Raw genomic sequence first — 15,226 nt, 5'->3', positions numbered from 1 at the left:
TTAGCTAAACAATTAAACCTAGATGCAATCCATGACACAGTACACGAAATGTGTAAAGATGAAGCAAGACATGGTCAAGCATTCAAAGGAGTATTAGATAGATATTTCTCATAATTAATATATAACACTTTAAATTATTGTCGAAAAAGTCTTTAGTTTTACTAAAGGCTTTTTTCTTTATATTAAAATATTTTAATAATATAATTGTTTAATAATATATCATTTAATGTTTTAAATTTTATATGTTTATAATTAAAATAATTATGAATACTACAGGATAAAGCCGTCATTTTTAGAAAGTATAATTGGATTTTTAAAAATAGTTATTTTTAATAACAAAGTAATTTAATAGGAATATAATGTAATGATTACTTAAAGGCGGTGGTTTTTTGAAAGTCCAAAATATAAAGATATTTGATGATACTTTTGTTTCATCAAGTTATCCTAATAAAAATTTTTCAAATGAAAATGTATTAGTAGTATTGAAAAGAGAAAACTTTGAGTGTGATGAAAATTTAATTAATTCACTTATAAAGTTTAATATTAAAGAAAATATACCTTGTTCAGATATATGTAAAGTAGAGCTTAAACTTTTTGTGAGAAAGATTAGCTGTAATGGAATGTATATTGATATATTATATAATTTAGAAGATTATGATTTTGAATGTGTCGATTATGCTACAGCTCCTAAAGGCAATTTATTTAAGAAAAATTTATTCATATCAGGAAAGTCACAAGGAAATTATATAAGTATAGATATAACTGAACTTTTTGAAGAATTTTCTGAACTTGACTTAGAAAATATAAGTATAACGATAAAATCATCAGATAATTATAATGGTGAGATTATACTTGATTCATCTAGGGGTATTAATGGACCTATTTTAAGTATTTTATATAAGGAAAATTGTTGTTGTGATGGTATAGAAGGACCAAGAGGGCCAGAAGGTCCGAGAGGAGAAGAAGGGCCAAGAGGACCAAAAGGCGAAATGGGATCAGAGGGTCCAAGAGGACCAGAAGGTCCAAGGGGAGAAGAAGGACCAATAGGGCCCGTTGGTAAAGAAGGACCGGAAGGTGCGCAAGGTCCAAGAGGATATACTGGTGAAATTGGATTAATTGGACCAGAGGGGCCAAGAGGACCAGAAGGACCTAAAGGAGAAAAGGGAGACCAAGGAGAAGAAGGACCAGAAGGACCAGAAGGGCCAGTTGGTAAAGAGGGACCAGAAGGTCCAGAAGGTCCAAGAGGAGAAGAAGGTCCGATAGGTCCAGATGGTAGTGAGGGACCAAGAGGACCAGAAGGACCAAGAGGAGAACAAGGACCAGAAGGATTAAGAGGACCAGAAGGACCAATGGGAGAGCAAGGACCAGAAGGAGAAAAAGGAGAGGAAGGACCTGAGGGACCTCAGGGGATTCAAGGACCTATTGGAAAAATAGGACCAGAGGGGCCAAGAGGACCAGAAGGACCAGAAGGACCAATGGGTATAGAAGGGCCACAAGGACCTCAAGGAATAGAAGGACCAGAGGGGCCACAAGGAGAACAAGGAGAAGAGGGCCCAGAAGGACCACAAGGTATTCAAGGATTAAAAGGTGAAAGGGGACCAAGAGGACCAGTAGGACCAATGGGACCAAAAGGAGATAAAGGTGATAAAGGAGAGCAAGGAGCTAGAGGGCCAGAAGGAATACAAGGGCCTAAAGGAGAAAAAGGGGAACAAGGTCCAGAAGGGCCAGAAGGACCACAGGGAATTCAAGGACCAGTAGGAGCAAGAGGACTAAGAGGAGAAAAAGGAGAAAAAGGAGATCCAGGAGAACAGGGATTAAGAGGTCCAGAAGGACCAAGAGGACCGCAAGGTATTCAAGGTGAAAGAGGACCAAAAGGAGATCAAGGGGAGCAAGGTCCAGAAGGAGCAAAAGGATCAGAAGGACCAAGAGGTAAAATTGGACCAGAAGGACCAAAAGGAGATGTTGGCCCAGTTGGCCCAGTTGGCCCAGAAGGACCAAGAGGACCACAGGGAGAAAAAGGAGAAAAAGGAGACATAGGGCCAATAGGACCAATGGGATTAGCAGGACCAAGAGGAGAAGAAGGACCAATAGGCCCGGAAGGACCAGAAGGCCCAGAAGGTAAGGAAGGACCAAGGGGACCAGAGGGGCCAAAAGGAGCTAAGGGAGATAGAGGAGAAGAAGGACCAATGGGACCGATAGGACCAAGAGGACCACAAGGATTAAAAGGAGATAAAGGAGATAGAGGAGAAGAAGGACCAGTAGGTCCAATAGGAGTTATGGGACCTAGAGGAGAGCAGGGCCCAGAAGGTAAGGAAGGACCAAGGGGACCAATAGGGCCAGAAGGACCAAGGGGACCAGAAGGGCCAAAGGGAGATCAAGGAGAGCAAGGCCCAGTAGGACCACAGGGACCAGAAGGACCAAGGGGACCAGAGGGAGCAAAAGGAGCTCAAGGAGAAAGAGGTCCAGAAGGAGAAAAAGGCCCAATAGGATTAAGAGGACCACAGGGGCCAGAAGGTAAAGAAGGACCAAGAGGCCCAAAAGGAGATCCAGGAACTCCAGTAACTGATGAATATGCATATATTTCTAGTGATAAGTGTCAATTAGTTCAAGGGCACGATGAAATAAAGCTTTTTGAAAATATAATTATATCAGGAACATCAATACAACATGTTGAAGGAGCAAGCAATATATGCTTAGAGAATGGAAGTTATTTAGTGAACTTTTCAACATCTGTTTCAGGAGAAGTTTGCTCAATTGCTGAGGTAAGATTAATTTTGAATGGAAAGTCAGTTGGTATAGCAGCTAGTGAAATAATTAAAAAAGGTATGCTTATTAATATATCAAGTAGTGCAATAATTAATGTTTGCGATTGTGATAATAAAGCTTTTCTGAAATTAGTAAATGGAAGTAAACTTCCTTTAAATTATTTCTTAACACGTATAAATATAGTAAAAATAATATAATTATTAGATAAGGTATAAGATTTATTCTTATACCTTATTTTAATATAATTTAAATTAAACAGTATAATTATAATTAATTTTATATTAATAAAATGAAAAGTGTAATAATTGAATACAAATTTTAAAGATAATATAATATACTAAAAATAAAGAAAAATTAAATAGGAGGTGTAAATATATGAGTATATTTGTGGTAGTAGCAATTTCATTAATAACATTAAATATTATTTTAGCTTTTTCTTTAATTTTTATAGAAAGAAAAGATCCAACAACAACATGGGCTTGGCTTTTAATATTTATATTATTACCTGGTTTAGGATTTGTAATTTACATACTATTAGGACAAAATTTTAGTAGGCAAAAATTATTTAGAGAAAAGATAGTAAAGGATGTAAATAAGAAAAAGCAATTAAATGAAATATTAAATGATGAAAGCGGACATGATGGTGGAAAAAGATTTTTAGATTTAAGAAGAATGAACTACAATAACAATGGTGCAAGATATACTATTGGAAATGAAGTAGATATATTTATAGACGGTGAAGTAAAATTTGAAAAATTATTAGAAGATATAAAGAATGCCAAAAAATATATTCATATTCAATATTATATATTTAGAAAAGATGTATTAGGTGCAAAAATAATAAAAGCTCTAGAAGAAAGGTTAGCTCATGGTGTAGAAGTAAGGCTATTAGTAGATAGTATGGGATCTTACACTATAACTAAAAGAAAATTAAAAATATTTTTAGAGCTTGGAGGAAAATTTGCTATATTTTTTCCAGGAATTCTTCCACATATTAATACACGTATAAATTATAGAAATCACAGAAAAATCGTTGTAATTGATGGAGAGTATGGATATGTAGGTGGTTTTAATGTTGGAGATGAATATGTAAGCCGTGACAAAAAAATTGGATACTGGAGAGACACTCACGTAAGAATAAAAGGAAAAGCAGTTAATGATTTAAATGAAAGATTTTTATTAGATTGGTGTTATGCATCAGAAGAAAATATAGAAGATTTTAGTACATTTATGCCAAAGCATGAATATACAGGTGGAGATGTGGGAGTTCAAATAGTAACAAGCGGTCCAGACCATAATGAAGAATATATTAAAAATGCATATATAAAGATGATAAATAATGCAAAAGAAAGTGTATATATAACATCACCTTATTTTGTTCCAGATGAGCCAATGTTTGAATCTATAAGATTATCAGCATTATCTGGAGTAGATGTTAGAATTTTAATACCAGGGAAACCAGACCATATGTTTATGAAATGGGCAGCTGATTCTTATATAGGTGAGCTTTTAAAAGCAGGGGCAAGGGTTTATTATTATCAAAAGGGTTTTATTCATTCAAAAACTTTAGTTGTAGATACAGCTGTTTCTAGTATAGGAACTGCAAATATGGATATGAGAAGTTTTTATCTTAATTTTGAAGTTAATGCATTTATTTTTGATGAAAATAAAGCAAAAGAATGTGAAAATGACTTTATGATGGATTTAAAAGATTCTACGGAAATAAAACTTGAGAAATTTGTAAATAGGTCAAGAGGTAGAAGAATTATGGAATCTATAGTAAGATTGCTAGCTCCGATACTTTAAAATAGTTATTTTAAAATTTTTTTGATATTATTTTTATTATAAATTTAACAACATAATTAGTTAGTATTATATAAAATAAAAAATGAGCTTAAGGGCTCTTTTTTATTTTATAAGATGTAATAGTCCATAAAATATTATGTTTATGGTAAACTATTATAAGAATTAATAGTAATTTACTATGATTAATAAATAAAATTAAGCTATTTATTAAAAAATTCATGAAAATTAAAAGAGGTGCTTTATGAAAAAACTTTTAGTTAATTTAGGAGATAACTCTTATAACATAGAAATAGAAAAAGGATTAATAAAAAATGTAGGAAAAAAAATAAAAGAATTATTTAATTGTAATAAAGTGTTTATTTTAACTGATAAAAATGTAGATAAGTATTATGGTAATATAGTAGAAAAGTCATTAGAAGAATATGAGTTTGAAACATCAAAATATGTAATTATTCCAGGAGAAGAAAGTAAGTCATTCAACTCTCTTTTACCTATATATAATAAATTATTAGACTTTAGGTTAACTAGAAAAGATTTAATAATAACTTTAGGTGGAGGTGTTGTTGGAGATCTTGGTGGATTTATTGCATCAACATTTTTAAGGGGTGTACCTTTTGTACAAATTCCAACAAGTTTACTTTCACAAGTTGATAGTAGTGTTGGAGGAAAGGTTGGAGTTGATTTAGAAAGAGGAAAAAACTTAGTTGGAAGTTTTTATCAACCGAAACTTGTTTTAATTGATCCATATGTTTTAAATACATTAGAAGAAAAGTTTTTTAAGGATGGAATGGGAGAAGTTATAAAGTATGGATTCATAAAAGACTTTGAGCTTTATAAACTTTTAAATAGTTTAAATGGCAGAGAAGAAGTTATGGAGAATATAGAACATATAATTTATACTTGCTGTAATATTAAAAGAGAAATAGTAGAAAGAGATGAAAAAGATTTAGGAGAAAGAATGATTTTAAATTTTGGTCATACTTTAGGTCATGCAATAGAGAAAAAATATGGATTTAAAGAGTTTACTCATGGAGAGGCTGTTGGAATTGGTATGTATTTAATTACAAAGCTTTCAGAAAAAAAAGGTTTAGTTTTAAATAATTATTCTGAAAATGTTAAAGAAATATTAGTAAGACATGGTCTTCCATTTAATATAGATTTAGGTGATAAAGATGAAATAATAGAAACTATATCACTAGATAAAAAGAATATGGGAAGTGTTTTAAAGGTTGTAATTATGAAAGAGATAGGAAATGCAGAAGTTTATAATACAACAATAGATTTCTTTAAATAGAAGGGAGAACTATTTTATGGCTAGTATTAAAATTGGAAATAATAAGTTAAGCGGTGAACTTTTAATTCCTCCTTCAAAAAGTATGGCCCATAGAGCGGTAATTTGTGCATCTTTAAGTAGTGAGGAAAGCTTAATTAAAAATATAGATTTATCAGATGATATAATAGCAACAATAAATGGAATGAGGGCTCTTGGAGCTCAAATAGAAATTTTACAAAACTCATTAAGAATAAAAGGAATAAACTTAAATAATAAATCCTTTAAAGAAGATAGAATAATAGATTGTAATGAATCAGGTTCAACTTTAAGATTTTTAATTCCAATTGCTACATTAGTAAATGGAACTAATAGATTTATAGGCAGAGGAAATTTAGGAAAAAGACCATTGAATATTTATTATAATATATTTGAAAATAATAATATTAATTATACATATAAAGAAAATGAACTTGATTTTGTGTTTTCTGGAAAATTAAAATGTGGAGATTTTAATGTAAGAGGTGATGTAAGTTCACAATTTATAACAGGACTTATGTTTACACTACCTTTATTAAATGGAGATTCAAAAATTATTATAGAAGGAAATTTAGAATCAAAAGGATATATAGATTTAACATTAAAAGCACTTAATGATTTTGGAATTATTATAGAAAATAAAAATTATAAAGAGTTTTTTATAAAAGGAAATCAAAAATATAAAGGAAGAGAATATAAAGTTGAAGGGGATTATTCGCAAGGAGCATTCTTTTTATGTGCTGATGCAATAGGAAATAAGGTTTTATGTGATGGATTAAATATTAATTCTCTCCAAGGTGATAAAGAGGTTATAGATATATTAGAAAGAATGGGAGTTAAATTTGAAATAAAGTTAGATAAGATAATTGGTTATTCAAATGAAACTTTTGGTACAATTATTGATGCATCAGGTTGTCCTGATATTATACCTATATTATCAGTAGTAGCAGCCTTATCTAATGGGAAAACAGAAATAATAAATGCAAGAAGACTTAGAATAAAAGAGTGTGATAGACTTCATGCAATAAATTTAGAACTTTCAAAGCTTGGAGCTAAAATAGTTGAAAAAGAAGATTCATTAATTATATATGGAATAGAAAACTTTAATGGAAATGTTGAGGTTTGGAGTCATAAAGACCATAGAATTGCTATGATGCTTTCCATTGCTGCAACTAGATGTAAAGAAAGTATAATACTTAAGGATTTTGAATGTGTATCAAAGTCTTATCCAAGATTTTTTGAAGATTTTAAAAGGCTAGGAGGAAAAGTTGAATGAGCGGAGTTTTTGGAAATAATATAAAGTTATCTATATTTGGAGAATCTCATGGAAATGCTATTGGTATAACTATAGATGGACTTCCTTCTGGTTTTAATATAGATTTAGATAAAATTAATTTTGAAATGGAAAGAAGAGCTCCAGGAAAAAATAACTTATCAACAGCTAGAAAAGAAAGAGACAAGGTAGAAATATTAAGTGGAATATTTAATGAAAAAACTACAGGTACACCTCTTTGCGGAATAATAAAAAATAGTGATAAAAGATCTAAAGATTATAGTAAGCTTAAAAATTTAATGAGACCTGGTCATGCAGATTATACAGGCTTTGTTAAATATAATGGATTTAATGATTATAGAGGTGGAGGACATTTTTCAGGAAGAATAACAGCACCAATTGTTTTTGCTGGTGCAATATGTAAGCAAATATTAGAAGAAAAAGGAATAAAAATTGTATCTCACATAAAGAGTATTTATAATATAGAAGATGATAGTTTTGATTATACAAATATAAGTGATGAATTAATAAATAGTCTTCCAAAAGAAGAATTACCTTTAATAAATAAATCATTAGAAGAAAAGATAAGAGAAAAAATATTAAATGCAAAAAGAGCAGGAGATTCTGTTGGAGGAGTTATTGAATGTGCAATAGTAAATGTAAATCCGGGAATAGGTGATCCATTTTTTGATTCAGTAGAATCAGTTTTAGCACATCTTTTATTTTCAGTACCAGCTGTTAAAGGTGTTGAATTTGGAGAAGGTTTTAATATTACAAAGCTTATGGGTTCAAAAGCTAATGACGAATTTTACTATGAAGAAAATAAAGTAAAGACTAAAACTAATAATAATGGTGGAATATTAGGTGGAATAACAAATGGTATGCCAATAGTATTTAAAGTTGCAATAAAACCTACTGCTTCTATATTAAAGCCACAACATACTATAAATATAGAAGAAAAAATAGAAGAAGAATTAAATATAGAAGGAAGACATGACCCTTGTATAGTACAAAGAGCCTTACCTGTTATTGAAAGTATAGCAGCTATAGGGATTTTAGAACTTTTGAAAGGACGATAGTAATGATGGATTTAGAAGATTTCAGAAAAGAGATTGATAATATAGATAAAGAAATTACAAGATTATTTGAAGAAAGAATGGATGTTGTCCTTAAAGTTGCAGAATATAAAAAGAAAAATAACTTAGAAATATTTCATAAGGGAAGAGAAGAAGATGTAATTAATAAAAATATACATAGATTAAAAAATAAAGATTATAAAGAAGAATTGAAGAAATTCTTTATTGAAATTATGGAAATATCTAAATCACTCCAAAAAAGAAAGTTAAATAGAGAAAGTTATGGATTAATTGGGGAAAAACTTTCTCATTCATTTTCTCCTGAAATTCATAAATTTATATTTAATAAGATTAATATTGAAGGAGAGTATAATTTAATTGAAATACCAAAAGATGAAATAAAAAATATAAAAGAAACATTAAAGAAATTAGATATTAAAGGAGTTAATGTAACAATACCATATAAAGAAACAGTTATTAAAGATTTAGACTTTGTTTCAGAAGAAGCTAAAAAAATTGGTGCAGTTAATACAATATTTAATAAAAATAATAAACTTTTAGGTTATAATACTGATTATTATGGATTTAAATATATGTTAGAATATAAAGACATTAATGTTTTTAATAAAAAAGTTATGGTTCTAGGAACTGGTGGTGCTAGCAAGGCAGTAGTTACCTATTTATTAGATAATGGTGCTAAAGAAATAATTATAGTAAGCAGAAATAAAAAACAACTATATAAGGATATTAAAAATATAAAAGTTTTAACTTATGATGAAATAAATGATATAGAAGGATATGCACTTATAAATACAACTCCTGTTGGGATGTATCCAAATATTAATAATTTTCCTGTTTCTTTTGAGGTAATTGAAAAATTTGATGTATTAATTGATCTAATATATAATCCACTTAAAACAAAGTTTTTAGAAATTGGTATGGAAAAAGGCAAAGTAACTTGTGATGGACTTATGATGCTTGTATTACAAGCTATAAAAGCAGAAGAAATATGGCAAGAGAAAAGTATTGATAAACAAATTGCATTAGAGATATATAATAAACTTTTAAAACTTTTGAATTGAGGCGAAGTTATGGAAAAGAAAGATAAAATAATTCTTATTGGAATGCCAGGCTGTGGCAAAACTACAATAGGTAAAATTTTAGCGAAAGAGCTTTCGTATAACTTTTATGACATGGACGATTATATTGAAAAAATGGAAGGTAAATCTATTAAAGAATTATTTAGTCATTCAGAAGAAAGATTTAGAGAAGCCGAAACTAAAGCTTGCACGGAACTTATAAAGAAGAAAAGATGTGTTATAGCATCGGGTGGGGGCGTAATAAAAAAAGATATTAATATTGATATACTAAAGTCAGGAATTATTATATTTATAAATAGACCAAATGAAAAAATAATTGGAGATATTGATATATCGAAAAGACCGTTATTAAAAGATGGAAAAGAAAAACTTTATAAATTATATAATGAAAGATTTCACAAATATAAAAATTCTTGTGATATTGAAATTTTAAATGAAGGCTTTATAAGAGATGTTATTAATTCAATAAAACGTAGTTTAAAGGGAAAAATTAAATAAATGTTTATTATATATGTGATAAATAACAGAATTTAGGGGTTAATTATAGCTTATAATAAGTTTTGGAGGGAAGTACATATGATTATTGCAATGAATAAAAATGCAACAGATGATGATATAAAAAAAGTTAGAGAATGTGTAGAAAAATTAGGTCTTAGTACATATTTATCAATAGGAGATAATTATACTATAGTTGGAGCAATGGGGGAAACTGCAATATTAGATGAAAAGAAATTATTAAGATTTGATGGTGTAGATAAAGTAATTAAAATTGAAGAACCTTTTAAAAAAGCAAATAGAATATTTAAACCAGATGATACAATAGTAGATGTTTTAGGTAATAAAATAGGTGGAGGAAATCTTGGAATTATGGCTGGGCCTTGCTCTGTAGAAAGTGAAGAACAAATTATTGAAATTGCAAAAAGTGTTAAAAATTCAGGAGCAAATTTTTTAAGAGGTGGAGCATTTAAACCAAGAACTTCCCCATATAGTTTTCAAGGTTTAGAACTTGATGGACTTAAACTTTTAAAAAAGGCTAAAGAAGTAACTGGTTTACCAATAGTTACAGAACTTATGTCAACTGATTACTTAGATGAATTTGTTGAAAATGTAGATGTAATTCAAATTGGTGCTAGAAATATGCAAAACTTTGATCTTTTAAAGCAAGTTGGTAAAACAAGAACACCAGTACTTTTAAAGAGAGGATTATCAGCAACAATAGAGGAATGGCTTATGTCAGCAGAATATATAATGGCAGGTGGAAATGAAAATGTAATTCTTTGCGAAAGAGGAATTAGAACCTTTGAAACAGCAACAAGAAATACATTAGATTTAAGCGCTATACCAGTTATAAAAAGATTAAGTCATTTACCAGTAATAGTTGATCCAAGTCATGCAGCAGGATACTGGTATTTAGTAGAACCTCTTGCAAAGGCGGCTATAATGGCGGGAGCCGATGGGCTTATGATAGAAGTACATAATGATCCAAAAAATGCTTTAAGTGATGGACAACAATCAATAAAACCTGAAAACTTTGATAATCTTATGAAAAAAATTAAAAGAATTGCAGAGTTTGAAGGAAAAATAATTTAATTGATAAAGTAGAGAGAGTTTATTCTCTCTGTTTTTTTGCTTCAAAATATAATAGATTTTTATTAAATATTTTTTTGTTACTAGGTAAAACTAAATTTAAGTAAATTAAATTTATAAAATATATAGTATTTAAATGTAAAATAAATAAATTTAAATAGGAGGTTTTTATGATTAAAGCAAAGGGTGAAGAAAAGGAAAAGAAAAGAGAAGTAGTTAAGGAACATACAAATAGAAAAAGAAATTTAAAGAAAGAAGAAATTGATTGGGAACTTATAAGGTAGAGTAAAATAGAGAAACTTTAAGTTTCTCTATTTTATTTTATGTAATTATATATAAAAAATACAAAAATATGTATTAATATAGAGCGAAATTTGTTATTATGTTTTATAAGGAGGGGGAGTAAATGGGTATTGATTATAAGAAGATTGGGAAATTTACATTAATAATTATTTCTAATATTTTGTTTTTAATTTATAGTTATTTTTCAACTATGCTTTGGTTAACAACTTTTACATTTTCAATAGAGGGAATCTCTATTCCTATTAGTGAGTTTTTATATTTCTTTAAAATTGTAATAGTACTTGCTATTATAGCTATTATACCCTTAGTATTTTCAAAGTATTTATTAATAAACATAATAATAACTATAGTAATGGCTATGGGATGGCTTATGACTTCAATAAATTCACCAACAAAAGAAATAATGAATATGAATATTTACGGATTCTCACTTAATATGATTTTAATTGCCCTTATGTCTTATTCAATTATAATAAAAAAACTAAATAAAAAATCAGATAAATTAAGTATTATTTAGGGGGATAAGATGGATAAGCTTAAAAAATTAAAAATAATAAAATTTTTGTTATGGTCAGGTCTTATAATTATTCTTATATTAGACCAAAAATCTGTTATAGAAAATACATTAATAATATAATTATTATTTATGATATTAATAGCAAGTATAGATAAAAATATTAAAAAATACTTACTTAAAAAGAATAAATAAAATTTCTTTAATGTTATTTAATAATTATTATTTAATAATAATTTAAAATGGTATATAATATATTTAATGGATAAAGGTTATAACTTAAGGAGGAGAATTTATTATGATTAACAATATGAGAGAGGTTGAAATATTTAATAAAGTAAAAGAAAATGATGTAGTTACTTCGTTTTATATGAGACCGGTTGATAAAGGTGAGTTAAAGAAAAATATGCCAGGTCAATTTATATCAATAAGCCCTATTAAAGAGGGAAAAGATAAAGAAGAAATAAGACAATATAGTTTGTCAATGAAGCCTGGTTCAAATTTTTATAGAATAAGCATAAAAAGAGAAGAACATGGATTAGTATCAAGATATATGCATGACAAAGTCAATATTGGAGATACAATATTCATAACTGAACCACTTGGCGATTTCATCCTAAAAGAAGATAATAGACCAGTAGTTTTATTAAGTGGTGGTATTGGAGTTACACCAATGATGTCAATGTTATATAAATCTTTGGAGGATAAGAGAGATGTAACATTTGTACAAGCTGTTTTAAATTCAACTGCTCATACATTTAAGGGTGAAATTAAAGAATTAAAGAAAAATAATAAAAATATGAAAACAGGTGTATTTTATCAAACACCATTAGATTCTGATATATTAGGTGAAGATTATGATGAAGTTGGATTTATAACAAAGGAATGGATAGAAGAAAACTTGCCTAAAGATGGAGATTTTTATTTTTGTGGACCGCTAGGATTTATGAAGCACATATATGATACATTAAAAGGAATGGGAGTCAAAGATGATTCTATACATTATGAAATGTTTGGTCCTTCAAAGGATTTAGCAAATTTATAATTGTATGAATATAATATATTAAGTATAAGAAATTATGGCTGGACTTAGTGATAGACTTTGCCCAGCCATTTTTTATTTATTTTTATTATACTCATCAATTAATTCATATATAGTTTTTGAAGTAGTATCTTTCATTGAATATCCAAGTAGTTTAAGCATATTATCTAGAGATTCTTCTGATGATGTCTCTATTTCTATGTAAGGAAATGGACAAAAATCTTTATCATTTATGTCTATTTCAACTAATCCATCTAAAAGCTTATAACTTTCTCTATATTTTTTTATAGATTGATGAAGTTTAAGACCAAGGGCTTTAAATATTCCTTCTGCCATAATTTTATTATCAACTATAACTTCATTTTCTTCCATTTCTTTAAATTTTCCTTGAGATAACATTTTTTTTGTTGTCATAAATATAATTTCTTTATTATTTAGTTTGTCATTTATAGTTCTTATTCTTGCATAACCTTTATTTTTAAGTAATCTTCCATCTTCAAAATCATAAATATCATTAATTTGATCCTCAGACTTTACAAGTTTAGCATTTAAGTCTTTAAGTTTACTTCTCATATGGTCTACATTTATATTTACAATTCTAGTTTCTAATTCTTTTGCCATAAAAGATTCCTCCTAAATTTATTTATAATATTATATCAGATACATATTAAATTATATTAAATATAATAATTTATTTAAGTTATGTTAAAACTAGGTTAGAAAACACTGATATTTGTGAATAAATGATAAATAAATAGTAATGAGTATTAACTTTATTTTAAATAATAGATAGAATTGATTTGTATAAAACAAATTTTTATAAAAACAAAGATTTGGAGGAATTTATTTTGGAGATATTAGGAATATTCTCAGGACTTATAGGTGGATTAGGTTTATTTCTTTTTGGAATGAAATTAATGGGAGATGGTCTTGAAAACGCTGCAGGGGATAGACTAAAGGGAATAGTTGAAAAAGTCACTAGTAATAGGTTTATAGGTGTTCTAATAGGAGCATTAGTTACTGCCATAATTCAAAGTTCTAGTGCAACAACTGTTATGGTAGTTAGTTTTGTAAATGCAGGTATAATGAATTTAATTCAAGCAACTGGTGTAATAATGGGAGCTAATGTTGGGACAACAATAACAGCTCAAATGGTTTCACTTGATTTAGAAAGCATAGCACCATTAGTAATTGGTATAGGTGTCTTTATAACATTTATAGCAAAAAGTAAAAAGCATAGAGATGTTGCAAGTATACTTTTAGGATTTGGGTTATTATTCTTAGGAATGGGATTAATGTCAGATGCTATGAAACCAATTGCAGAATCAAATATGTTTAAAGAATTCGTATTTTTAGTTGGAAATAATAGAATATTAGGATTATTAACTGGTGTTGTTATGACTGCTATAGTTCAAAGTTCATCAGCAACAACTGGTATACTTATAGCACTTGCAACAACTGGAGCAATAGATCTTTATGTTGCTATACCAATAATTTTAGGATGTAACATAGGGACATGTGTAACAGCTCTACTTTCATCTGTTGGTGCTAATAGAACTGCTAAAAAGGCAGCTATAATACATCTTTTATTTAATAGTATAGGTACATTAATTTTCTTACCTTTTATAGGAATATTAATAGAAACAGTTCAGGCTATAAGTGGAACTGATATAACAAGACAAATAGCTAATGCTCATACAATATTCAATATTATAGTTACTCTTGTTTTATTACCATTTGCAAATGTATTAGTATTTATTGCAAATAAAATATTACCAGGTGACGGGGAGATAGAAAGAAATGGAGCATTATATTTAGATGAAAAGTTACTTGAAACTCCAGTTATTGCTGCAGTTCAAGCAGAAAAAGAAACTATAAGAATGGCTAATAAAGCTATGGAAAACTTTGAACTTGCCATGAAAGCTTTTTCTGAAGACAATGAATCATACATAGATCAAGTTATTAAAAATGAAGTATTAATAAATACATTAGAGAGAGAAATTGCTGATTATTTAGTTAAAATTTCTCAACAAGAATTATCAGATGATTTATCTAATGAAGTTACATCAGCATTTAATGTAATAAATGATATAGAAAGAATTGGAGATCATGCTAAAAATATAGCAGACTTAGCAAGAGAAAAAATATATGAAAAAGTTACTTACAATGATGAAGATAAACATGATTTAAAAGTTATGTTTAATACTACATTAGAATCAATGGAAATGGCAATAAGGACTTACGGCGAAAAAGACGTTAAAAAAGTTTGTAAAATAGATAAATTAGAAGATGCAATTGATGCTATGGAAAAAGAACTTAGAATTAGTCATATTAGAAGACTTAATAATGGTAAAACAACTGCATATGCAAGTGTAATATTCTTAGATGTTATAAGTAATTTAGAAAGAATAGGAGATCATGCAGCTAATATTGCAGAAAGTATTTAAAAA

The 15,226-nt window shown here is 28.5% G+C and carries 12 protein-coding genes and 1 pseudogene; 12 read left to right on the top strand and 1 reads right to left on the bottom strand.

Annotation, left to right across the window (positions count from 1 at the left end; translation table 11 throughout):
- The 11 genes and pseudogenes from AC4FQW_RS11340 to AC4FQW_RS11290 form a co-directional block, all read left to right on the top strand.
- Window positions 1-114, top strand: a pseudogene (locus tag AC4FQW_RS11340) (NADH peroxidase); the annotation flags it as partial.
- A gap of 275 nt (window positions 115-389) precedes the next feature.
- Window positions 390-2,963 carry a DNRLRE domain-containing protein gene (locus AC4FQW_RS11335; RefSeq protein WP_491149134.1) on the top strand — a complete coding sequence of 858 codons (2,574 nt, stop codon included), beginning with the start codon at window positions 390-392 and terminating at the stop codon, window positions 2,961-2,963.
- Window positions 2,964-3,141: 178 nt separating this feature from the next.
- Complete coding sequence (gene cls, locus AC4FQW_RS11330; protein ID WP_491149132.1) at window positions 3,142-4,572, top strand: cardiolipin synthase; 1,431 nt, start codon at window positions 3,142-3,144, stop codon at window positions 4,570-4,572.
- Window positions 4,573-4,813: 241 nt separating this feature from the next.
- Window positions 4,814-5,866, top strand: coding sequence for a 3-dehydroquinate synthase (aroB, locus tag AC4FQW_RS11325; protein WP_491149130.1), 1,053 nt, complete (start codon window positions 4,814-4,816; stop codon window positions 5,864-5,866).
- Between the two features lie 16 nt (window positions 5,867-5,882).
- Window positions 5,883-7,157: a 3-phosphoshikimate 1-carboxyvinyltransferase gene (aroA, locus tag AC4FQW_RS11320; protein ID WP_491149128.1), complete on the top strand. Its 1,275-nt coding sequence runs from the start codon at window positions 5,883-5,885 to the stop codon at window positions 7,155-7,157.
- Window positions 7,154-8,233 carry a chorismate synthase gene (aroC, locus tag AC4FQW_RS11315; protein ID WP_491149126.1) on the top strand — a complete coding sequence of 360 codons (1,080 nt, stop codon included), beginning with the start codon at window positions 7,154-7,156 and terminating at the stop codon, window positions 8,231-8,233. Before aroA ends, aroC begins: the two co-directional genes overlap by 4 nt.
- Before the next feature lie 2 nt (window positions 8,234-8,235).
- Window positions 8,236-9,312: a shikimate dehydrogenase gene (gene aroE / locus AC4FQW_RS11310; protein WP_491149124.1), complete on the top strand. Its 1,077-nt coding sequence runs from the start codon at window positions 8,236-8,238 to the stop codon at window positions 9,310-9,312.
- A 9-nt stretch (window positions 9,313-9,321) separates the two neighbouring features.
- Window positions 9,322-9,828 carry a shikimate kinase gene (locus AC4FQW_RS11305; protein WP_491149123.1) on the top strand — a complete coding sequence of 169 codons (507 nt, stop codon included), beginning with the start codon at window positions 9,322-9,324 and terminating at the stop codon, window positions 9,826-9,828.
- 78 nt (window positions 9,829-9,906) lie between these two features.
- On the top strand, window positions 9,907-10,920 hold the full coding sequence (gene aroF / locus AC4FQW_RS11300; protein ID WP_303129238.1) for a 3-deoxy-7-phosphoheptulonate synthase: 1,014 nt from the start codon (window positions 9,907-9,909) through the stop codon (window positions 10,918-10,920).
- Between the two features lie 403 nt (window positions 10,921-11,323).
- Complete coding sequence (locus AC4FQW_RS11295; protein WP_491149121.1) at window positions 11,324-11,737, top strand: hypothetical protein; 414 nt, start codon at window positions 11,324-11,326, stop codon at window positions 11,735-11,737.
- Window positions 11,738-12,032: 295 nt separating this feature from the next.
- Window positions 12,033-12,779 (top strand): FAD-binding oxidoreductase, encoded by a 747-nt coding sequence (locus AC4FQW_RS11290; RefSeq protein ID WP_303129234.1) that lies wholly within the window; start codon window positions 12,033-12,035, stop codon window positions 12,777-12,779.
- A 72-nt stretch (window positions 12,780-12,851) separates the two neighbouring features.
- Here the strand turns inward: AC4FQW_RS11290 and AC4FQW_RS11285 are convergent, their stop codons facing one another.
- Window positions 12,852-13,397, bottom strand: a complete 546-nt coding sequence (locus tag AC4FQW_RS11285) for a class IV adenylate cyclase (protein ID WP_491149119.1) — start codon at window positions 13,395-13,397, stop codon at window positions 12,852-12,854.
- 227 nt (window positions 13,398-13,624) lie between these two features.
- Here AC4FQW_RS11285 and AC4FQW_RS11280 point away from each other — a divergent pair, with 227 nt between their 5' ends.
- Window positions 13,625-15,223 (top strand): Na/Pi cotransporter family protein, encoded by a 1,599-nt coding sequence (locus tag AC4FQW_RS11280; RefSeq protein ID WP_303129230.1) that lies wholly within the window; start codon window positions 13,625-13,627, stop codon window positions 15,221-15,223.
- Window positions 15,224-15,226: the final 3 nt, after the last annotated feature.

This window comes from Clostridium sp. TJA085, assembly GCF_058310235.1.
Note: the sequence above shows the minus strand (reverse complement) of the source record. Positions and strands in the feature narration are given on the sequence as shown.